The organism is Lonepinella sp. BR2357 (assembly GCF_051851525.1).
Taxonomy (GTDB): domain Bacteria; phylum Pseudomonadota; class Gammaproteobacteria; order Enterobacterales; family Pasteurellaceae; genus Lonepinella.
The window spans coordinates 69,560-89,113 of sequence record NZ_JBPDVG010000007.1 but is presented as its reverse complement, the minus strand read 5'-3'; the positions used below and the strand labels follow the sequence as shown (position 1 = coordinate 89,113).

Sequence of the window (19,554 nt, the reverse complement as noted above, 5' to 3'; positions counted from 1 at the left end):
GTTCTCAAATGCAAATAAATAAAAATAGGCGTTAAGTATAACCGACTTTCCGCATCTTGCAAAAACTAATTTTTGTTAAGCCGTTAACCAGAACGTAACGGGGCCATCATTGGTTAAACTCACTTGCATATCGGCACCAAACTGCCCCGTAGAAACGGCGATTTTTTCACCGCACTTTTGCACAAAATAACGATACAATTCATTGGCTAAATCAGGCGAGGCCCCTTTAGAAAAACTCGGGCGCAAGCCTTTTTGTGTATCTGCCGCCAAAGTAAATTGTGACACCACCAATAGCGAACCGCCTGCTTGTTGCACATTGAGATTCATTTTACCCTGTTCATCCGCAAAGACCCGATAATTCAGCACTTTCTCCACTAATTTATCCGCTTTCGCTTGATCATCTTCTTTTTCCACACCGAGCAATACCAATAAGCCTTTGTCTATTTCACCGACAGTTTGGTTGTCTACGTTCACATTGGCGTGAGTGACACGTTGGATTAATGCGATCATTTATTTCTCCAGAAGAAGTAAGGAACATTATTATACATCCCTTAATCATCATAATTAAACTGTATATTGAAAGCGTCACTAATTGTATTGATATTTTTAGCTTTTATCATTACAATGTCATTATTTGTAATGACAAAAGGGGGTATTATGGCGACTTCAAATCTAAATTTCCGTATTGATGAAAATCTAAAAAATGAGGCCAAAGTAATTATTGACGGTTATGGGTTATCCTTTACCCAGTTATTTAAAATGCTTTTGAACCAAGTGGTAAAAACTGGCGAGATTCCTTTATCTCTGAGCTATAACAGCACAAAGGGCTATCGGGCAGATGTTGAAAAAGAGCTTTTAGAACAATTTGCCGCCGCACGCTCAAATGATAACGAAAATGTCTGCAAATCGACTGAAGATCTTATTAAATGGGTACAAAGTTAGTGGCTAAATATGACTTTTTACCGCAGAAAACATTCAAAAAAGATGCGAAGAAACATCAAGATGTCTTTTATTCACCAGAATGGATCGAAGTTGCTGATTGTCTTTTGAGTGGCGTTGATATGCCTGCGAAGTATCGAGATCATCAGTTAAAAGGTAATCTCAAGCAGTTTAGAGAGTGCCATGTGCGTAATGATCTGCTTTTAGTCTATGCAATCAACGAAGAAGTTCAAGGCATTGAATTGTATCGGTTAGCGACCCATTCAGAATATTTTTAAAAAATTGACCGCACTTTTTGGGCGATTTTACTTTAAGAACATAAATTAAGGGGCATAAACTTGCATAGTATGCCCCTTAATCATAGTTAAACAGCCTAACCTACAACGATTGTTTAACTTTGTATTATTACTTATGTTTCAGAAATTCTACTGCAGTATCTGGAAAATCAGTAAATACTCCTGTTGCTCCTGATTTATTTAATAACGCATCATACATCTGATTAACATCACTAAAAAATTCAGGTAAGGCATCTTTACGAACCGTATAAGGATGAAGTTCTAATTTCGTTTTAGCAATATCTTGCACCATTGGGGTTAATTTAACATCACCTAATTTAGATGCTTTGTCATCCACCAACATATACCAACCTGGTCCGACTCCGTCTGCATATTTTGCAATTTCTTGCATTGCACCCGATTTAAACATCCAGTCATAATTATAGTTGATCCATTGACCTTGACTATCCTTTTCCTCTGTTTCGTGCCAGTCGGTATAAGCGACTAATTGAACCAATTTTAAATCCATACCCAATTTTGGCATTAATTCATTTTTAATGCGTTTTAACTCATTAAAGTCAAAGGTTTGTAAATAAATAGGATCGGATTTATGTGTATAACCGTATTTTTTCAATACATTTAATACTTCAAGTGCAATATCTTTACCATTTTGATGATGGAACCATGGCGCTTTGATTTCAGGATAAATACCAACCTTTTTACCTGTTGATTTCTCTAAACCTTGAATAAATTCCAATTCATCTTCAAAAGTATGAATTTTAAAATGGGATTTCCACATAGGGAAACGATTTGGGTAAACCTGTTCTTGTTTACCATTTTCTACTTTAAAATTCTCCGTCATATTCAGGCTTTGAATTTCATCTAACGTAAAATCAATCACGTAGTAACGGCCATCAGGACGATGACGGTCAGGAAATTTTTTCGCAACATCGGTTAAACCATCTAAAAAATGATCATGAATAACAATCAAACGATTGTCTTTTGTCATTGCAAGATCTTGTTCTAAATAATCAGCCTTTTGAGCGAAAGCCAACGCCTTTGATTCTAAAGTATGTTCAGGTAAATAACCACTTGCGCCACGATGAGCGATCACAATTTTATTTTGATCGTGATCTGCCGCTTGTACCTGAATAGGGTTTGCTAACCCAATAAAAGTTGACATAGCTAATGCTAAAGTTAATTTGCTTAGTTTCATTGGAAGTCTCCTTATCTTATTGATAAAACTAAGGAACGATATATTGTATCGTTCCTTAATACATGAAATTAATTATTTACCGTAGTGATCCGCTAATTTCGCTTTGTGTTTACCCTCTTCTACCATCACGATAAACAACAAGATAACAGACAAGATACCACCAGCGATCATCACATAGAAACCACCGTCCCAGCCGTAATATTCTGCTGCCCAACCTACAATCGCAGAGGCAGAAACAGTACCACCAAGATAACCGAATAAACCAGTGAAACCTGCGGATGTACCAGCGGCTTTTTTCGGTGCTAATTCAAGGGCATGTAAGCCGATTAGCATTACTGGGCCATAGATTAAGAAACCGACTGTGGTCATTAAAATAAAGTCTGTTAATTGGTACGGATTTTCATACCAGTTAGCATAGTTGGCTAATTCTGCCTCTGGTGTGGCTGGGTTTTTCCATAATGCTACTACTGCAATCGTGGTTAAAATCATAAAGATGAACCCAGTTAAACCACGTTTACCTTTAAAGACTTTGTCAGATACCCAACCGCATAATAACGTACCAGGGATCGCCGCTAATTCATAAATAGTGTATGCCCAAGCGGTACCTTTAATATTGAAGTGTTTGACTTCGCCAAGATATACTGGTGACCATTTTAAAACACCATAACGGATTAAATAAACGAACACGTTTGCAATAGCGATATACCATAACAATTTGTTTTTCAACACATAAGTCACAAAAATTTCTTTAGTTGTTAATTCTTGTTCGTTAGTTTTTTCATCATAGTTATCAGGGTAATCATTACGCCATTTTTCGATAGATGGTAAACCGCAAGATTGTGGGGTATCTTTCATCACAAAATAGATTAAGAATGACACCACCATAGCGGCAATACCTGGATAATACAAGGTTTGTTGCCATACATCTTTCGCTGTGGCTTGTACACCGTGAGTGTTGAAATAAATGGCACTGGCTAATAACACCATGGCACCCGGTACCATACCGCCTAAGTTGTGTGCGGTGTTCCAGATAGACACGATAGTACCCCGTTCAGATTTTGACCACCAATGCACCATGGTACGTCCACACGGAGGCCAACCCATCCCTTGGAACCAACCATTTAAGAAGATCAACGCAAACATAATCATCACGCCAGAAGTCGCCCATGGCATAATGCCCATTAACACCATACAAAGGCCAGAAAGGAACAAACCAAAAGGTAAAAACACTTTCGGATTAGAGCGGTCAGACATACCCGCCATTACGAACTTAGAGATACCGTAGGCTAACCCCAAAGCCGAACCGATAAAACCCAGTTCTGCTTTATTATACATACCTGCCTCAATCAAGCCTTTTTGGGCTAAATCAAAGTTACCCCGCACAAAATAATAAGCGGCATAACCAAAGAAAATCCCAGCAAAGACTTGCCAACGTAATTGTTTATATTTCGCATCCACTTTATCCGCAGGCAATTCTGCGATATGGGGTGCTGGTTTAAATGGACCAAACATAGTGTTTCTCCCTTATGTGATTAAAAATGATATTGTGTACACAACTGACGGAATTCACTCACTTGTTGAGCAACCCAATCGGCATCTTTGTTTAATTCTGGGGCAATGTAATTTGCCACCTCTTCTGCGACCGCTGAAGCTACTCTTGCATCTAAGAACAAGAAACGGATTCGGCGAGCCAGCACATCTTCCAGTGTTTGCGCCATTTCTTCACGCACTGCCCATAAGGCCTCGGCGTAAAGGAATGGATAGTCTGGATGAATTTTGCTCCCTGCTTTTGGATCACTTGCCGCAAGCTGCTCAATATGCGCTCTATCGCTACCGTAGTAGCCAAGGTGACTAGCCATATCCGCAGGGTGGTGTCCGTGAATTTTTAAATCTACGGTAACACATTGTTTTTTCGGTAAAATACCCTTATCAATCGCTGCCTCTAAGGCATCTTCTGCCATTTGACGATAGGTTGTCCATTTACCGCCAATAATATCCACCAAACCAGAATCACTAATATGGATTTTATGGCTACGGGACACCTCTTTGGTGCTTTTATTTTCGCCTTTTGGTGCCGCTAATGGACGCAAGCCCACAAACACACTGCGCACATCTTCACGTGTTGGCGCTTTGACAAAATAATCTTTGGCGGTTTGTAAAATAAATTCCACTTCTTGCTCTAATGGACGAGGTTCATATTCGGCATTTTTCACGAGCGTATCGGTGGTGCCGACCACTAATTTATCATGCCAAGGCACGGCGAATAACACCCGACCGTCCGAGGTTTTTGGCACCATTAAAGCGGATTCATTCGGTAAGAAATCACGGTCAATCACGATATGAATACCTTGACTTGGCACAATACCGTCCATTTCTTCTGGGTTATCCATGGCATTGATTTCATTGGTAAATACGCCCGTCGCATTCACGACACATTTGGCTTTTACCGCAAAATGTTCACCGCTGAACACATCTCTGGCTTGCACACCGTTAATTTTACCTGCCTCATTTTTATCTAAACCCACCACTTCGCAATAGTTGACTAAGGTTGCCCCTTGTTCTGCAGCGGTTTGTGCTAAGTTGATGGCTAAACGAGCATCATCAAACTGGCCATCATAATAGCACACGCCATTATTGAGTTTTTCGGGTTTCACCCCTTTTAATTGGGTTTGGGTTTCGTTTTTGCTCAAATAGCGAGTATGCCCAATGCTTAATGCACCCGATAAACGGTCATAAATCCACAAACCTAAGGTGTAATAATAGGCGGTCCACCATTTTTCACCGGGGATAATAAAGGATTCGCTTTTAAATAAGTGCGGTGCATTTTTGCCGAGTCTGCCACGCTCACGCAAGGCCTCTTTCACCAAAGCAATGTCCCCTTGTGCCAAGTAGCGTACGCCACCATGCACCAATTTGGTACTGCGGCTTGAGGTGCCTTTGGCAAAGTCGACACGTTCCAATAACAGGGTGGAAAACCCACGGCTCGCAGCATCGACGGCTATGCCCAATCCTGTTGCGCCGCCACCAATAATGACGACATCCCATTCTCGGTCTGTTTTGGCCTGTTGTAAATTTTGATTTCTGTTCATAATAAAATTCTCATCAAGATCAAAAAAACTATGATAAACATACTCATTTTTTTCTTAATGAGAAAGTACTTTGTTTCAAAATTGTGACATTGATCACAATATTTTTTTCGTTTTCACTCAAAAACAACAAAAAACCCAGAAAATGTGCGGATATTTATTCGGAAAAGATTACATCATCTCCTTTTCTCGCACTTGGTGCATATCCAATTCCCCCGCTTTAATCAAACGCATATCGCCCAACACAGCGGCCAGTTGCGCACCAAGTAGAATAAAGGTCCAACTTAACCAAATCCACAATAACATAATCGGCAAGGTGGCCATGGCGCCGTAAATCAGTTGATAAGAGGGGAATGTGGTGATATACCAAGCGAAACCTTGTTTACCGAGAGTAAAGAAAATCGCTGCAATTAAAGCGCCCGCAGCGGCATGTTGCCAATAGATTTTTTGATTAGGTACGAGCAAATAAATCAACGTAAAACTCAACCATGTGAGAAAAAACGGCACAAAGCCCAATAATTTCAAGCCAAAGGGTAAATTAATCCCCTCGTTAAATAATTGAAAAGAGGTAATATAGCTTGAAATGGCAATGCTCGCCCCGATAAAAATCGGGCCGAGGCTTAAAATGGTCCAATAAATGGCAAAAGAAAACACCAGACTGCGGCTTTTGGCTCGCCAAATTTGATTTAACATGTCATCAATGGATTTAATCAACATCAATGCCGTGACAATTAACCCCACCACCCCGACGGCGCTCATTTGTTTAGAATTGCCTACAAATTCATCAATATATTGACCAACCACATCACTGGCGGAGGGGGCGAAATTGGTAAAAATAAATTCTTTTAATGCGCCTGTCATTTCGTTAAACATAGGAAATGCGGAGAAAATGGCGAACACCACCATCACCAATGGCACAATGGCTAACATGGTGCTATACGTTAGCGATCCTGCGGCTTGCGTGAGTTTATTTTGCTGGAAACGTTGCCAAAATACGTCAATAAATAACCGAAACAGAGATGTTTTATTCATAAAGATTTTTCCTTGAAAGTGCGGTACAATTTGTCATTATTTTTTATGAACGCACTAAATTATTATGTTAGACATTGTTTTATACGAACCTGAAATTCCACAAAATACAGGTAATATCATTCGCTTATGTGCCAATACAGGCTTTCGCTTACATTTAATTGAACCGCTAGGTTTCACGTGGGACGATAAAAGATTACGCCGCTCGGGACTAGATTACCACGAATTTGCGGAAATCAAAAAACATAAAACCTTTGAATTATTTTTGCAAAGCGAGCAACCCAAACGCTTATTTGCCATGACCACCAAAGGCGGACCGGCACACAGTGAAGTGCGGTTTGAATTGGGGGATTATTTGATGTTTGGCCCTGAAACTCGTGGCATTCCTATGCAGATTCTCGATCAAATGCCGATGGAACAAAAAATTCGTATTCCCATGACGGCGAACAGTCGCAGTATGAATTTATCCAATTCCGTGGCGGTGGCAGTGTATGAGGCGTGGCGACAATTAAATTATCAAGGCGCAATCAATTTAAATCGTTAAAAGCAAAAAGTGCGATGAAAAACTCACTGATTTTTCATCGCACTTCTATCACTACTTTCCAATCCAAATGGAGAGAATCCCTTTTTCTCTCAAGTTCCTAAACATACCCTACTTTAGGCGTCCCCACGCCTGTAAGATATGTGGTGAATTATAAAGAAAATCTGATGTGTGTAAATGACAAAATTGTAAAGGGAGTGTAAAGGTTATTGATTTTAAATGTAAAATATAAAAAAATTATTTTAAAAAAAGAGCAAATACGCCTTGTTATTTGCTCATTTTGAGCGTTAAATTGCAATTTTTTGAGCAGTTTTGGCGCTTTCAAAGGCTTTTTCGATGATGGTTAATACTAAAATGACTTCATCTAACGTCACAAAGGGTGATGCCTTTTGCACAAGATGATCATAGAGATTATCAAACAAGGCTCGATAGCTGGTGTTGGCATTCGGATAAGCATAACGCACGAGGTCGTTATTCAATTCGGTATGCAAAATCCCCCAATCCGTTTCCTTTTCCGCATTCCATTGCCCCACAGGCGCCACGCCGTCAATAAGCAAACGTTCTTGTGAATCAGCTTTAGCTTTCACATAGGAACCACGTTTTCCATGTAAGGCAAATTGCGCATTAGGTTCACGCACATATTTGCTCGCCATCAAGGACACTTTCAGGCCATTAGCATAATACAAATGCACATCAAAATTATCATCCACAATGGAATCTTCATGTTGCGAACGAATATCCGCAAACACGGCTTGAGGTTTGCCGAATAAATACACCGCCTGATCGATTAAATGGACGCCTAAATCATACATCAAGCCTGTTCCCTGTTCGCCGGTTTCTTTCCATTGTTTTGGATTTTTGCTTTTAGCATAACGCTCCATGCGGATTTCACAATCCACCGGTTCGCCCAATAAGTCTTTGTGTAAAATTTCACGGGCAGTCGCAATATGGCTATCCCAACGGCGATTTTGATACACATAGAGCGTAACGCCTTGCTGTTCCGCCAAGGCTTTTAATTCCATGGCTTGTTGTGATGTTGCTACTAACGGCTTTTCGACTAACACATGTTTACGTGCCAAAATCGCCTGTTTCACCATATCATAATGGGTTTGATTGGGCGTGGTAATCACCACGAGATCGATATCGTCGGTTAAAAGTGCGGTGTAATTTCGCACGATTTCCACATCAGGCAACCATTCCTTTGCTCGCTCGGTGGTGCGTTCATATACTTTACGAATGCAATAACGAGGATCGGTGTTGAAAAAAGGCACATGAAATAATCGAGCGGAATAACCGCTGCCGGCAATGGCGACGTTAATTGGGTTCATTGTTTTCCTTGGGGTTGTAACCCTCACCCTAGCCCTCTCCCAAAGGGAGAGGGGACTGTTCGGTGGAGTTAATTGATTTGATTTACCTCATTCAGACTCTTTCCCCTAAACAGTTCCCTCTCCCCTAAACAGTTCCCTCTCCCTTTGGGAGAGGGCTAGGGTGAGGGTTTAGACTGAGGGTTTAGAGTAAGGGTCATCTATTAAATACTACACAAACTCAGCAAACTCTTTGATAAATTTTTGCAAATTCGCTTTAACTTCTTCGGCGGCAATTTCGCCTTGTTCATTAAACACACCACCAAAAATCCCCGCTACTTGTGCGATATTTGGTAATAATTTGGTGTTGACATAATGCGCTGTCACTAAGGCTTTTAAGCTCGCCGTGACGCCAGCGCCATCCGTTGCGGTCACAGTCACCACGCCCGCCGGCTTGCCAATCCAAAGGCTTTCGCCTGATGGGCGTGAACCAATATCCACCGCATTTTTTAACACCGCCGGCACGCTGCCGTTGTGTTCAGGGCTGACGAATAAAACCCCATCCGCTGCTGCAATTTGTTGGCGAAAACGCACATATTGCGTTGGGCTGTTTTCGTCTAAATCACGGTCATATAAAGGTAAATCCGCAATCTCAACAACATTCAGTTGAATATTTTCAGGCGCAATGGCTTGTAAGTGTTTCGCCACGATTTGGTTAAATGATGTTTTGCTGTGACTTCCCACTAAAACGGCAATCTGTTTTGTCATGTTATTTTCCTTATAATTGTATGGATAGAAAGATTAGACCAAATCAAACAATAAAAATTCAACTTGGTTTTCGGTTTTAATTTGTAACGCCTGTTCGGCTTTAATCGCTACGGCGTCGCTCGTCTTTAATGTCTCGCCATTCACGGATAAGCGACCATGCACCACTTGCAACCAATAACTGCGGTGTAAATCTAGCGAAATTTCCACCGCACTTTCGGCCTCAAATTGGTAGCGCCATAATTTCATATCCTGATAAATTTTAAATGATCCCTCACTCGCCTCAGGAGACAAAATCAAGGTGCCGCCTTGTTTATCGGCAAAGTGACCTTGAGCATATCTTGGCGTAATGTCTTTTTTATTCGGGATAATCCAGATTTGATATAAATGTAAAGTTTGCTCTGCATCTGGGTTGATTTCTGAATGGAAAATCCCCGAACCTGCCGACATAATTTGAAATTCGCCCGCCTTTAATTCGGTTTGATTTCCCATGCTGTCTTGGTGCGCCACACGGCCATTTAACACATAGGTCAAAATTTCCATATTGTCATGGGGGTGTTTGCCAAAACCTCGTTCTGGCGCAATAAAATCTTCATTGATCACCCGTAAATGGGAAAAATGAATATGACGAGGATCGTAATAGCTGCCGAACGAAAAAGTATGGGCGCTTTTTAGCCAATCAAATGAACCATCACCACGGTCTTGTGCGTATCTTGTTTGTAGCATTAATTTCTCCAATTTTATTTAGGATTCAGTTTACTCGCAAGGTGAGCGGAAATAAATAGCCATTTTATGAAAACATTATTTACCATCAGGAAAATATACAAATAAAAACCACCGCACTTTTTACTGGAAAAGCCCTATTTTTTCTGGTAGCTTATAACTGCTGCCAAGTGTGTTCTTGGCTATTTTTTCATGTTCTTACGTAATAGACTATTTATTCAGATTAAGAGGAAAAATAATCATGACCAATATCATTCATACCGACAACGCCCCCGCCGCCATTGGCCCTTATGTCCAAGCCGTGGATCTCGGCAATCTTGTTTTCACGTCGGGCCAAATTCCCGTCAATCCTGCCACCGGTGAGGTGCCAACGGATATCGTGGCGCAAGCCCGTCAATCTTTAGAAAATATCAAAGCCATTGTGCAACAAGCGGGTTTAAGCGTGGCGGATATTGTGAAAACCACGGTATTTGTGAAAGATCTCAACCACTTTGCAGCGGTGAATGCGGAATATGAACGTTTCTTCCAAGAAAATCAACACCCGAATTTCCCTGCGCGTTCTTGCGTGGAAGTCGCCCGTTTGCCAAAAGATGTGGGCTTAGAAATTGAAGCCATTGCCGTGAGAAAATAATATGGCCTCCGCATTTAAATTAATCGGTTTCGATTTAGACGGCACCTTAGTCAACAGCTTGCCTGATCTGGCCTTATCGGTCAATTCAACCTTGGCTGAATTTGATTATCCACAAGCAGATGAAAATTTAGTGCTGACGTGGATTGGTAACGGCGCCGAGGTGTTAATTAGCCGTGCCTTGAGTTGGGCAGAACAACAAACCAGTCGCACCTTAGACGAAACACAAATCACCCAGTTAAAACAACGTTTTAATGTGTTTTATGGTGAAAATTTATGTAACGTAAGCCGTTTATACCCGAATGTCAAAAGCACATTAGAACAATTAAAAGCCCGTGGTTTTATCTTGGCGGTGGTTACCAATAAACCGACACAGCACGTATTGCCCGTGCTACAAGCCTTTGGGATCGACCATTTATTTAGCGAAACCCTTGGCGGACAATCTTTGCCTGCAATTAAACCACACCCCGCACCGCTGTATTATTTATGCGGTAAATTCGGGTTTTATCCGCACCAAATGTTATTTGTGGGGGATTCCCGCAATGATATTTTAGCCGCACATAATGCGGGTTGTGCAGCCGTCGGCTTGACTTACGGCTACAATTACAATATCCCAATCAGCGACAGTCAGCCCGATTGGGTGTTGGATGATTTTGCGGATATTCTCAATATCGTGTAAACTGCGGTGAATTTTATTAACGTTTTTAAGGAACAGAAAATGAGCAAACCCGTTGTATTAAGTGGCGTACAGCCATCTGGTGAATTAACCATTGGAAATTATCTGGGTGCCTTACGTCAGTGGGTGAAAATGCAAGACGATTTTGAATGTCTGTTTTGTATCGTGGATTTACACGCCATCACAGTGCGCCAAGATCCTGCGCAATTACGCAAAGCCAGCCTTGACGTCTTGGCGTTATATTTAGCTTGCGGTATCGATCCAAGCAAAAGCACCATTTTTATTCAATCCCATGTGCCAGAACATACGCAATTAGCTTGGGCGTTGAACTGTTACACTTATTTCGGTGAAATGGGGCGCATGACGCAGTTTAAAGATAAATCCAGTAAACATGCGGACAATGTGAACGTGGGGCTATTTACTTACCCAGTGTTAATGGCCGCAGATATTTTGTTATATCAAGCCAACCAAGTGCCTGTGGGCGAAGATCAGCGTCAACACCTTGAAATTACCCGTGACATTGCGCAACGTTTTAATGCCTTATACCCAACGGAAAAAGGCGAGATTTTTGTGGTGCCAGAAGCCTTTATCCCGAAAGCAGGGGCAAAAATTATGGCATTGCAAGAACCGACCAAAAAAATGTCCAAATCGGATGACAACCGTAACAATGTGATTACGTTGTTAGAAGATCCGAAATCTGTCGAGAAAAAAATCAAACGTGCCATGACCGACGGCGAAGAACCGCCAGTAGTGCGTTATGATCCGCAAAACAAAGCGGGCGTGTCGAATTTATTGGAAATTCTGTCGGTGATTCGTGATGTGCCGATTGCGGATCTCGAAAAAGAATTCGAGGGGCAAATGTATGGTCATTTAAAAGGTGCCGTGGCGGAAAGCGTGGTGGCAATGTTAACCGAGTTGCAAGAACGTTTTTATCACTACCGCAATAACGAAACCTTGCTCAATCAAATTGCCGCAGAGGGTGCAAAAAAAGCCCGTGAACGTGCGTCGAAAACCTTGGCGGATGTTTATCAGGCGATTGGGTTTGTGCCGGCGCAATAAGGTTTTACCCTCACCCTGGCCCTCTCCCAAAGGGAGAGGGGACGGTTTTGAGGTTAATTACAATTTAAATATTCCCCTATTCAATTCCCTCTCCCTTTGGGAGAGGGAACGATTTTGAAGTTAATTACAATTTAAATATTCCCCTATTCAATTCCCTCTCCCTTTGGGAGAGGGGTAGGGTGAGGGTAATATTTCAGGAAAGTCTATGAAATTATTCAAATTAATTACCGCACTTTGTGCCTTAACCACAGCAACGCTAGCGCAAGCCGTGGATTATAATATCAAATACAGTTCAAACTACCTGATGCCCGCCTACGTGCATTTCAGCGAAAGCGGCGCCAACTATTCCATCACGGCTAAAATTAACGTGCCATTATATAATATCCAGTTTATTTCTTCTGGCACCCATGACAACCGTAATTTTACCATGTTGAATTACAAAGACACCCGCAACAGCAACACCTATGCCCTCGCCAAAATCAACGGTAAACAAATTGAATACGGCAAAGTCAAAAGCGGTTTAAATACAGAAAATGTTGATAACACCGTGTACGATTTATTTACCATGGCATTTCAGCTCACCTATTACGATAAATTGCCGAATAACTTTATTATTACCAACGGTAAAAAACTCTATCCAATGGATAATGTATTTGTGAAAAAAAGCCAACAAAATTTGAGTGTTGCAGGACAAAACGTGACGGAAATCACCTATACCTTTAAAACCGGTGATAAAGACATTACCGTGAAAAAACACCAAGGTGAGCAATTTCCACGCTATTTAAAATACACCCGTGATGGCGATAATTATGAATTGACCTTTAGTGAAATGGTGAAATAACCTCGCACTGACGCACGAGGTTAAACATTATTCTTACGGTTAATCCCCAATCAATTCATAAATCGCTGCCTCTTTACGATCCAAATAATGGGTCGATTGAATGCGGCGAATGGTGCGAGATTTGCCTCGAATAAGTAAGGTTTCAGTGGTCGCCAAATTGCCCTCACGTTGAATCCCTTTCAGCAATTCGCCGTTGGTGATGCCTGTGGCTACAAAAGCAAGATTATCGTCTTTGGCTAAATCTTCTAAACGTAGAATCTGATTCACGGCAACGCCTTGTTGTTCACAACGGCGAATTTCCTCCTCGCCAATTTTTCGATTTTCAGGGCTGTCGCCTTTCACTTGATGACGTGGCAATAAACGGGCTTGCATATCGCCACCCAAGGCACGCACGGCTGCTGCCGTCACCACGCCCTCGGGTGCGCCGCCAATGCCATAAAGCATATCCACACCGCCATTCGGCAAGCAGCATAATAACGCACCCGCCACATCACCATCAGGAATTGCAAACACTCTGGCGCCCACTTGCTGAATTTTCTTAATCACCTCATCATGACGAGGTTTAGCCAATACCATCACGGTCACTTGGCTCATGGATTTCCCCAATTTTTGCGCCACACGGCGGAGGTTTTGTTCAATCGGCAGACTTAAATCAATCATGCCTTGCATTTCTGGCCCCACCACCAATTTTTCCATATACATATCGGGCGCCCGCAAGAACGTCTCTTTTCCGCCCGCCGCCAACACAGAAATGGCGTTCGCTTGCCCCATTGCCGTCATACGAGTGCCATCAATGGGATCCACCGCAATGGCCACTTGCTCGCCTTTTCCTGAGCCTAATTTCTCGCCAATATACAACATCGGCGCCTCGTCAATTTCGCCCTCGCCGATCACCACTTCCGCATCCATCTCCATTTGATTCAGCATAAAGCGCATGGCTTTCACCGCTGCGTCGTCCGCCGCATTTTTATCCCCTCGCCCTAACCAAGCAAAAGCAGCCAGTGCAGCGGCCTCGGTAATACGTGAAAATTCTATCGATAATAATCTGTTCATGTTGCCATTTCCTCTGTTGGATTAAATTGCCGTTATTTTAGCACCAGTTTGCGCCCTGTGTTATGGTGAGCATGAAAAAATTCGCTGTTCTGACCATTTTTTCTCATTTGCCACTTTTAAAAACGGGCATATATGGGTAGAATACCAAGTAACACTTACATTATTTTTTTAAAGGAATTTATTATGTCATTAGAAATTTTAGATCAGCTAGAGGGTAAAATCCGACAAGCCGTTGAAACCATTCAATTACTTCAATTAGAAGTAGAAGAATTAAAAGACAGAAATCAACAAGCTCAACAAGCCTATGATGCGTTACGTAATGAAAATGAGCAATTAAAAGTGGAGCATGACAGTTGGCAAGAACGTTTACGTTCATTGTTGGGGCAGATTGATAACGTTTAAATATTATCTCAGAAATGAAAACCCACTTTCGTGGGTTTTTCTTTATGCTTAATACACCCCAAATACCGCTCGCAAATAACTCGCCACCGATTCATCTTTATTCAAGCCAATTCGTTCTAAGTCAGGTAAGGCGGTGAGTAATCTCGGATCAGCATTGGCCATAATGCAACCTTTGCCCACTTCTTCTAGCATTTCTTTATCATTCATGCCGTCGCCGAAAGCGATACATTGAGATAAATCGTAGTCACGTTGCTTTAATAGCTCGGAAAGTGCGGTGGCTTTTGACACGTTTTTATTCATCACTTCTAGGCATTGTGGTGTGGAATAAATAATGGCGGTTTGGTCACCGTATTTTTCTTTTAGGCGTTGTTCTAAAGGCAATAAATCGTCCAACGTACGTCCGATAAAAAAGATTTTTTGGCAATGTTTGCCATGATGTTTGGCAAAATCTACCACCTGATAAGTAAAGCCACTTTCTTGGTGATATTTGTTTAATTCGGGAATATCCACATTGATAAACCAGTCCTCACCTTGATAACTGTTTAAACAAATTTTGTACGGATCAAAGGGTTCTTGCATTATGTCAAAAGCCAGTTGTTCAGGTAAATAGTTGCTGTAAATTAACTCGCCTTGCAAATTATGCACTTCCGCACCGTTGGAGGTGATCATGGCGGCGTTTTCGATGTTCATTTTATTTAAAATAAATGCCACATCTGGATAGCCACGCCCTGTGGCAAGTACAATATCCACATTTTTAGCCGCCACTTTTTCAAGGGTCGCAGCGGTAAATTCACCGACCACGTGATGAGCGTTTAACAAGGTGCCATCCATATCGGACACTACGGCACGGTAAGGCAAGTTTTGCATTTTTTATCCTTAAATCTGGTATTTTTTGAAATTATAGCAAAAATCACTAAAAAATGACCGCACTTTTCTCAATAAATAGTGGGAATAATAAGAAAGATCGTTATAATGAAGAATATTACGCTAAAACAATAACGAATTTGCAGGTACAACAATGAATGGAGCAAGATTAGTCACTGAATGTCTGAAAGCTCAGGGGGTCAACATTGTGTTTGGTTATCCCGGTGGAGCGATTATGCCTACGTATGATGCCCTTTATGATTGTGGCATTGAACATTTTCTGTGTCGTCATGAACAGGGTGCAGCCATGGAGGCCATTGGTTATGCCAGAGCCTTGGGCAACGGCACTGTGGGGGTGTGTATTGCCACCTCTGGCCCCGGTGCAGCCAACCTTGTCACCGGTTTGGGGGATGCGTTTATGGACAGCATTCCGGTGGTCGCCATTACAGGGCAAGTGGCTAGCCACTTAATCGGCACGGATGCGTTCCAAGAGGCGGATGTGTTGGGGTTATCCTTGGCCTGTACTAAACACAGTTTTATCGTGCAATCCGTAGATGAACTGCCTGAGATTATTGCCAAAGCCTTTCAAATTGCACGTAGTGGTCGCCCCGGTCCTGTCTTAGTGGATATTCCTCGTGATATTCAATTAGCACCCACCGAGGCGAAACCGGTGGTGTATCCGGCGTTAGCCCCACAAAAAGTCCCGACAAGTAAGCTCGAAAGTGCGGTGCAATTATTAAAAAATTCAAAGAAACCTGTGCTTTATATTGGTGGTGGGGTTGGTATGGCGAATGCCACGACGGCCTTGCGTCAATTTATTGCAACGACCCAAATTCCTTGTGTATCAACCTTAAAAGGCTTAGGCACGATTCCTGCCAATACCCCTTATTATATGGGCATGATTGGCATGCACGGCACGAAAGCCGCCAATTTAGCGGTGCAAGAGGCGGATTTATTGGTGGTGTTAGGGGCAAGATTTGATGACCGTGTGACAGGCAAATTAGACACCTTTGCCCCTCATGCCAAAGTGATTCATGGGGATATTGATGCGGCGGAAATTAACAAATTACGCACCGCAGATGTGGCATTGCAAGGGGATTTAATTCAAATTCTGCAAGGCTTGAGCCAACCGTTAAACATTCAACCTTGGCGTGACAATATTCAGCAGTTAAAACAACAATTTGATTTTACTTATGGGAAAAATCAAGGGGCAGGTAATATTGAACCGACTTGGTTATTGCATGAATTATCTGATAAAAAAGCCCCAACCGATATTATTGTGACTGACGTGGGACAACATCAAATGTGGTCAGCACAACATATTGATTATTACGCCCCAGAGAATTTTATTACTTCGGCAGGGTTCGGCACCATGGGCTTTGGTTTACCTGCGGCTATTGGTGCTAAAATGGCACGTCCGCAAGATCAGTCGATTTTGGTCACGGGTGACGGCTCAATTATGATGAATATTCAAGAATTAGGGGCGGTGAAGTCCTATGATGTGCCAGTGAAAATTGTGCTGTTGGATAACCAACGCTTAGGCATGGTGCGTCAATGGCAATCCTTGTTTTTTAATGAACGCCACAGTTCCACGATTTTAGACGACAACCCAGATTTTGTCACGCTAGCAAAAGCCTTTGATATTGCGGGTGAACGTATTGAGAAAGCCAGTGAAGTAGATGCGGCGTTAGATCGTTTATTGCAATCACCCACCGCCTATTTCTTGCATGTTTGCATTCCACCGGAAGAATGTGTCTGGCCGTTAGTGCCACCGGGTGCATGCAATGCGGATATGTTAGAAAATTAATCGGGGAGAAAATATGTTATTACATGAATTAACCATTGTGGCTAATCCAAGTCCTGAAGTGCTTGAACGCATTTTACGTGTTGTCCGTCTGCGTGGGTATAGCGTGACCAAATTAACCATGAAATTGGAAAACGATAAAGTTTGGTTAGATTTTTGTGTGACCAGTACGAGAGAAATTCATTTGTTGATCAACCAATTAGCGAAATTGCATGATGTGGTTGATGTAAGTTGTGATTAATTAAAGGTTTTAACCCTCACCCCAACCCTCTCCCAAAGGGAGAGGTGGTTATACAGTTTCCTCTCACCAAAGGAGGGAGGTTGTACAGTTCCCTCTCACCAAAGGAGGGGAGGTTATACAGTTCCCTCTCCCTCTGGGAGAGGGCTAGGGTGAGGGTAAAATTTCATAATATTTAAAAATTTTGGAGAGATTATCTATGCCTAAATTACGTTCAGCGACCTCAACACAAGGTCGCAATATGGCTGGTGCACGTTCCTTATGGCGTGCTACTGGTATGAAAGAGGGCGATTTCGGTAAACCGATTATTGCAGTGGTCAATTCCTTTACTCAGTTTGTTCCCGGTCACGTTCACCTAAAAGATTTAGGGCAGTTAGTAGCGGCAGAAATTGAAAAAGCAGGCGGGGTGGCGAAAGAATTTAATACAATTGCGGTAGATGATGGTATTGCCATGGGACATGGCGGTATGCTGTATTCCTTGCCAAGCCGTGATTTAATTGCCGATAGCGTCGAATATATGGTGAACGCTCACTGTGCTGATGCGATGGTGTGTATTTCCAACTGCGACAAAATCACCCCAGGGATGTTAATGGCTGCCATGCGGTTAAATATCCCTGCGATTTTTGTGTCTGGCGGTCCAATGGAAGCAGGCAAAACCAAATTATCTGATCAATTAATTCGTTTGGACTTAGTAGATGCGATGATCGAAGCCGCTGATCCCAACGTTAGTGATGAGCGTATTGATGCCATTGAACGCAGTGCTTGCCCGACTTGTGGATCTTGTTCAGGTATGTTTACCGCAAACTCCATGAACTGTTTAACCGAGGCGCTTGGTTTGAGCTTACCGGGCAATGGTTCTTGTTTGGCCACGCACGCCGACCGTAAGGAATTATTCTTAAAAGCTGGTCGTCAAATTGTGGAGCTATGCAAACGTTATTATGAACAAGATGATGAAAGCGTGCTACCACGTTCCATTGCCACCTTTGATGCCTTTGAAAACGCCATGAGTTTAGATATTGCCATGGGTGGATCCAGTAATACCGTGTTGCATTTATTAGCCACGGCACAAGAGGCAGGGGTGGACTTCACCATGGCGGATATTGATCGTCTTTCTCGCAAAGTGCCTTGTTTAAGCAAAATTGCCCCGAATACCAATAAATACCACATGGAGGACGTCCACCGTGCAGGCGGGATTATGGGGCTTGTGGGCGAGTTAGATCGTGCAGGCTTAATTCATCGCCACACTAACACAGTGCTAGGTTTAACCCTTGAAGAACAGTTAAATCAATACGATATTATCCGTAACCGTGATCCAGAAAACTTAAAATTCTACCGTGCAGGTCCTGCGGGGATTCGCACCACTAAAGCATTCTCGCAAGACACTCGTTGGGATACGGTGGATGATGACCGTGTTAGTGGTTGTATCCGCAACAAAGAAAATGCCATTTCGCAAGAGGGCGGTTTGGCCGTGTTATTCGGTAATATTGCGGAAGATGGTTGTATCGTCAAAACTGCAGGCGTAGATGAATCCATTTGGAATTTCACTGGCGAGGCCATTGTGTTTGAAAGCCAAGAAGACGCCGTATCGGGTATTCTTGGTGGCAAAGTCAAAGCGGGCCATATCGTAGTGATCCGTTACGAGGGGCCAAAAGGCGGCCCAGGTATGCAAGAAATGCTTTATCCGACGAGCTATTTAAAATCCATGGGATTGGGCAAAGCCTGTGCCTTGTTAACAGACGGCCGTTTCTCAGGTGGAACATCTGGGCTTTCCATTGGTCACTGTTCCCCAGAGGCTGCATCTGGCGGTGCCATTGGCTTAGTGCGTGATGGGGATAAAATCGCCATTGATATTCCAAACCGTGGCATTGAATTGTTGGTGTCTGAGCAAGAATTAGCCCAACGCCGTACAGAACAAGATGCCAGAGGTTGGCAACCCGTTAACCGTGAACGTGAAGTATCCTTTGCCTTAAAAGTATTCGGGCATTTTGCGACGTCAGCGGATAAAGGGGCGGTGCGAGATAAAAGCAAACTATAAATTCCTTTCTTCGTTCCCTCTCCCTTTGGGAGAGGGCTAGGGTGAGGGTAAAATCATTTAAACAACCCTCACCCCG

The 19,554-nt window shown here is 42.6% G+C and carries 21 protein-coding genes; 11 read left to right on the top strand and 10 right to left on the bottom strand.

What is annotated here, in order from left to right; genetic code table 11:
* Nucleotides 1-75: 75 nt before the first annotated feature.
* Nucleotides 76-510: a D-aminoacyl-tRNA deacylase gene (gene dtd, locus ACTG7L_RS06045; protein WP_439327829.1), complete on the bottom strand. Its 435-nt coding sequence runs from the start codon at nucleotides 508-510 to the stop codon at nucleotides 76-78.
* Nucleotides 511-657: 147 nt separating this feature from the next.
* Between dtd and ACTG7L_RS06040 the strand changes: the two genes are divergently transcribed.
* Entirely contained in the window at nucleotides 658-942 is a 285-nt protein-coding gene (locus ACTG7L_RS06040; RefSeq protein ID WP_439240292.1) for a type II toxin-antitoxin system RelB/DinJ family antitoxin, read from the top strand.
* The gene (locus ACTG7L_RS06035; RefSeq protein ID WP_439327828.1) at nucleotides 942-1,217 is read left to right on the top strand and encodes a type II toxin-antitoxin system YafQ family toxin; all 276 of its coding nucleotides are present in this window, start codon (nucleotides 942-944) and stop codon (nucleotides 1,215-1,217) included. The genes ACTG7L_RS06040 and ACTG7L_RS06035 overlap by 1 nt, the downstream gene beginning before the upstream one ends.
* Before the next feature lie 127 nt (nucleotides 1,218-1,344).
* Here the strand turns inward: ACTG7L_RS06035 and glpQ are convergent, their stop codons facing one another.
* The 4 genes from glpQ to ACTG7L_RS06015 all read right to left on the bottom strand — a co-directional run bounded on the left by glpQ (nucleotide 1,345) and on the right by ACTG7L_RS06015 (nucleotide 6,548).
* On the bottom strand, nucleotides 1,345-2,430 hold the full coding sequence (gene glpQ, locus ACTG7L_RS06030) for a glycerophosphodiester phosphodiesterase (RefSeq protein ID WP_439327827.1): 1,086 nt from the start codon (nucleotides 2,428-2,430) through the stop codon (nucleotides 1,345-1,347).
* Between the two features lie 72 nt (nucleotides 2,431-2,502).
* Complete coding sequence (glpT, locus tag ACTG7L_RS06025; RefSeq protein ID WP_439327826.1) at nucleotides 2,503-3,942, bottom strand: glycerol-3-phosphate transporter; 1,440 nt, start codon at nucleotides 3,940-3,942, stop codon at nucleotides 2,503-2,505.
* A gap of 20 nt (nucleotides 3,943-3,962) precedes the next feature.
* Nucleotides 3,963-5,519 (bottom strand): FAD-dependent oxidoreductase, encoded by a 1,557-nt coding sequence (locus ACTG7L_RS06020; protein WP_439327825.1) that lies wholly within the window; start codon nucleotides 5,517-5,519, stop codon nucleotides 3,963-3,965.
* 168 nt (nucleotides 5,520-5,687) lie between these two features.
* Nucleotides 5,688-6,548, bottom strand: a complete 861-nt coding sequence (locus ACTG7L_RS06015) for a virulence factor BrkB family protein (protein WP_439257517.1) — start codon at nucleotides 6,546-6,548, stop codon at nucleotides 5,688-5,690.
* 64 nt (nucleotides 6,549-6,612) lie between these two features.
* Here ACTG7L_RS06015 and trmL point away from each other — a divergent pair, with 64 nt between their 5' ends.
* A complete protein-coding gene (trmL, locus tag ACTG7L_RS06010) occupies nucleotides 6,613-7,089 on the top strand; it encodes a tRNA (uridine(34)/cytosine(34)/5-carboxymethylaminomethyluridine(34)-2'-O)-methyltransferase TrmL (RefSeq protein ID WP_439327824.1) in 477 nt (158 codons plus the stop codon).
* A 284-nt stretch (nucleotides 7,090-7,373) separates the two neighbouring features.
* On the opposite strand, the gene ACTG7L_RS06005 is transcribed toward trmL, so the two are convergent.
* The 3 genes from ACTG7L_RS06005 to ACTG7L_RS05995 all read right to left on the bottom strand — a co-directional run bounded on the left by ACTG7L_RS06005 (nucleotide 7,374) and on the right by ACTG7L_RS05995 (nucleotide 9,881).
* The gene (locus ACTG7L_RS06005) at nucleotides 7,374-8,414 is read right to left on the bottom strand and encodes a Gfo/Idh/MocA family protein (protein ID WP_439327823.1); all 1,041 of its coding nucleotides are present in this window, start codon (nucleotides 8,412-8,414) and stop codon (nucleotides 7,374-7,376) included.
* Between the two features lie 207 nt (nucleotides 8,415-8,621).
* Nucleotides 8,622-9,158 carry an NADPH-dependent FMN reductase gene (locus ACTG7L_RS06000; protein ID WP_439327822.1) on the bottom strand — a complete coding sequence of 179 codons (537 nt, stop codon included), beginning with the start codon at nucleotides 9,156-9,158 and terminating at the stop codon, nucleotides 8,622-8,624.
* A 33-nt stretch (nucleotides 9,159-9,191) separates the two neighbouring features.
* Nucleotides 9,192-9,881: a pirin family protein gene (locus tag ACTG7L_RS05995; RefSeq protein ID WP_439327821.1), complete on the bottom strand. Its 690-nt coding sequence runs from the start codon at nucleotides 9,879-9,881 to the stop codon at nucleotides 9,192-9,194.
* A 238-nt stretch (nucleotides 9,882-10,119) separates the two neighbouring features.
* On the opposite strand from ACTG7L_RS05995, the gene ACTG7L_RS05990 reads away from it, so the two are divergent.
* From ACTG7L_RS05990 to ACTG7L_RS05975, 4 genes are all read left to right on the top strand, one after another.
* On the top strand, nucleotides 10,120-10,509 hold the full coding sequence (locus ACTG7L_RS05990) for a RidA family protein (protein ID WP_439240312.1): 390 nt from the start codon (nucleotides 10,120-10,122) through the stop codon (nucleotides 10,507-10,509).
* A 1-nt stretch (nucleotide 10,510) separates the two neighbouring features.
* The gene (locus ACTG7L_RS05985) at nucleotides 10,511-11,185 is read left to right on the top strand and encodes a phosphoglycolate phosphatase (RefSeq protein ID WP_439327820.1); all 675 of its coding nucleotides are present in this window, start codon (nucleotides 10,511-10,513) and stop codon (nucleotides 11,183-11,185) included.
* Nucleotides 11,186-11,224: 39 nt separating this feature from the next.
* Nucleotides 11,225-12,241 carry a tryptophan--tRNA ligase gene (gene trpS, locus ACTG7L_RS05980; RefSeq protein WP_439327819.1) on the top strand — a complete coding sequence of 339 codons (1,017 nt, stop codon included), beginning with the start codon at nucleotides 11,225-11,227 and terminating at the stop codon, nucleotides 12,239-12,241.
* 205 nt (nucleotides 12,242-12,446) lie between these two features.
* Nucleotides 12,447-13,082: a hypothetical protein gene (locus ACTG7L_RS05975; RefSeq protein WP_439327818.1), complete on the top strand. Its 636-nt coding sequence runs from the start codon at nucleotides 12,447-12,449 to the stop codon at nucleotides 13,080-13,082.
* Nucleotides 13,083-13,121: 39 nt separating this feature from the next.
* Here the strand turns inward: ACTG7L_RS05975 and glpX are convergent, their stop codons facing one another.
* Nucleotides 13,122-14,135 carry a class II fructose-bisphosphatase gene (gene glpX / locus ACTG7L_RS05970; protein ID WP_439327817.1) on the bottom strand — a complete coding sequence of 338 codons (1,014 nt, stop codon included), beginning with the start codon at nucleotides 14,133-14,135 and terminating at the stop codon, nucleotides 13,122-13,124.
* A 183-nt stretch (nucleotides 14,136-14,318) separates the two neighbouring features.
* Here glpX and zapB point away from each other — a divergent pair, with 183 nt between their 5' ends.
* Nucleotides 14,319-14,537 (top strand): cell division protein ZapB, encoded by a 219-nt coding sequence (gene zapB / locus ACTG7L_RS05965; protein WP_439240327.1) that lies wholly within the window; start codon nucleotides 14,319-14,321, stop codon nucleotides 14,535-14,537.
* Nucleotides 14,538-14,585: 48 nt separating this feature from the next.
* On the opposite strand, the gene ACTG7L_RS05960 is transcribed toward zapB, so the two are convergent.
* Nucleotides 14,586-15,404: a Cof-type HAD-IIB family hydrolase gene (locus tag ACTG7L_RS05960; RefSeq protein WP_439327816.1), complete on the bottom strand. Its 819-nt coding sequence runs from the start codon at nucleotides 15,402-15,404 to the stop codon at nucleotides 14,586-14,588.
* Between the two features lie 151 nt (nucleotides 15,405-15,555).
* Between ACTG7L_RS05960 and ilvG the strand changes: the two genes are divergently transcribed.
* From ilvG to ilvD, 3 genes are all read left to right on the top strand, one after another.
* A complete protein-coding gene (gene ilvG, locus ACTG7L_RS05955) occupies nucleotides 15,556-17,208 on the top strand; it encodes an acetolactate synthase 2 catalytic subunit (RefSeq protein WP_439327815.1) in 1,653 nt (550 codons plus the stop codon).
* A gap of 13 nt (nucleotides 17,209-17,221) precedes the next feature.
* Complete coding sequence (gene ilvM / locus ACTG7L_RS05950) at nucleotides 17,222-17,446, top strand: acetolactate synthase 2 small subunit (protein WP_439240333.1); 225 nt, start codon at nucleotides 17,222-17,224, stop codon at nucleotides 17,444-17,446.
* A gap of 196 nt (nucleotides 17,447-17,642) precedes the next feature.
* The gene (gene ilvD, locus ACTG7L_RS05945; protein ID WP_439327814.1) at nucleotides 17,643-19,478 is read left to right on the top strand and encodes a dihydroxy-acid dehydratase; all 1,836 of its coding nucleotides are present in this window, start codon (nucleotides 17,643-17,645) and stop codon (nucleotides 19,476-19,478) included.
* Nucleotides 19,479-19,554: the final 76 nt, after the last annotated feature.

What these genes read in the sequence shown, in the direction of transcription:
- dtd (WP_439327829.1), bottom strand. Translation starts at nt 510, where the DNA reads ATGATCGCATTAATCCAACGTGTCACTCACGCCAATGTGAACGTAGAC.
- ACTG7L_RS06040 (WP_439240292.1), top strand. Translation starts at nt 658, where the DNA reads ATGGCGACTTCAAATCTAAATTTCCGTATTGATGAAAATCTAAAAAAT.
- glpQ (WP_439327827.1), bottom strand. Translation starts at nt 2,430, where the DNA reads ATGAAACTAAGCAAATTAACTTTAGCATTAGCTATGTCAACTTTTATT.
- glpT (WP_439327826.1), bottom strand. Translation starts at nt 3,942, where the DNA reads ATGTTTGGTCCATTTAAACCAGCACCCCATATCGCAGAATTGCCTGCG.
- ACTG7L_RS06020 (WP_439327825.1), bottom strand. Translation starts at nt 5,519, where the DNA reads ATGAACAGAAATCAAAATTTACAACAGGCCAAAACAGACCGAGAATGG.
- ACTG7L_RS06015 (WP_439257517.1), bottom strand. Translation starts at nt 6,548, where the DNA reads ATGAATAAAACATCTCTGTTTCGGTTATTTATTGACGTATTTTGGCAA.
- trmL (WP_439327824.1), top strand. Translation starts at nt 6,613, where the DNA reads ATGTTAGACATTGTTTTATACGAACCTGAAATTCCACAAAATACAGGT.
- ACTG7L_RS06005 (WP_439327823.1), bottom strand. Translation starts at nt 8,414, where the DNA reads ATGAACCCAATTAACGTCGCCATTGCCGGCAGCGGTTATTCCGCTCGA.
- ACTG7L_RS06000 (WP_439327822.1), bottom strand. Translation starts at nt 9,158, where the DNA reads ATGACAAAACAGATTGCCGTTTTAGTGGGAAGTCACAGCAAAACATCA.
- ACTG7L_RS05995 (WP_439327821.1), bottom strand. Translation starts at nt 9,881, where the DNA reads ATGCTACAAACAAGATACGCACAAGACCGTGGTGATGGTTCATTTGAT.
- ACTG7L_RS05990 (WP_439240312.1), top strand. Translation starts at nt 10,120, where the DNA reads ATGACCAATATCATTCATACCGACAACGCCCCCGCCGCCATTGGCCCT.
- ACTG7L_RS05985 (WP_439327820.1), top strand. Translation starts at nt 10,511, where the DNA reads ATGGCCTCCGCATTTAAATTAATCGGTTTCGATTTAGACGGCACCTTA.
- trpS (WP_439327819.1), top strand. Translation starts at nt 11,225, where the DNA reads ATGAGCAAACCCGTTGTATTAAGTGGCGTACAGCCATCTGGTGAATTA.
- ACTG7L_RS05975 (WP_439327818.1), top strand. Translation starts at nt 12,447, where the DNA reads ATGAAATTATTCAAATTAATTACCGCACTTTGTGCCTTAACCACAGCA.
- glpX (WP_439327817.1), bottom strand. Translation starts at nt 14,135, where the DNA reads ATGAACAGATTATTATCGATAGAATTTTCACGTATTACCGAGGCCGCT.
- zapB (WP_439240327.1), top strand. Translation starts at nt 14,319, where the DNA reads ATGTCATTAGAAATTTTAGATCAGCTAGAGGGTAAAATCCGACAAGCC.
- ACTG7L_RS05960 (WP_439327816.1), bottom strand. Translation starts at nt 15,404, where the DNA reads ATGCAAAACTTGCCTTACCGTGCCGTAGTGTCCGATATGGATGGCACC.
- ilvG (WP_439327815.1), top strand. Translation starts at nt 15,556, where the DNA reads ATGAATGGAGCAAGATTAGTCACTGAATGTCTGAAAGCTCAGGGGGTC.
- ilvM (WP_439240333.1), top strand. Translation starts at nt 17,222, where the DNA reads ATGTTATTACATGAATTAACCATTGTGGCTAATCCAAGTCCTGAAGTG.
- ilvD (WP_439327814.1), top strand. Translation starts at nt 17,643, where the DNA reads ATGCCTAAATTACGTTCAGCGACCTCAACACAAGGTCGCAATATGGCT.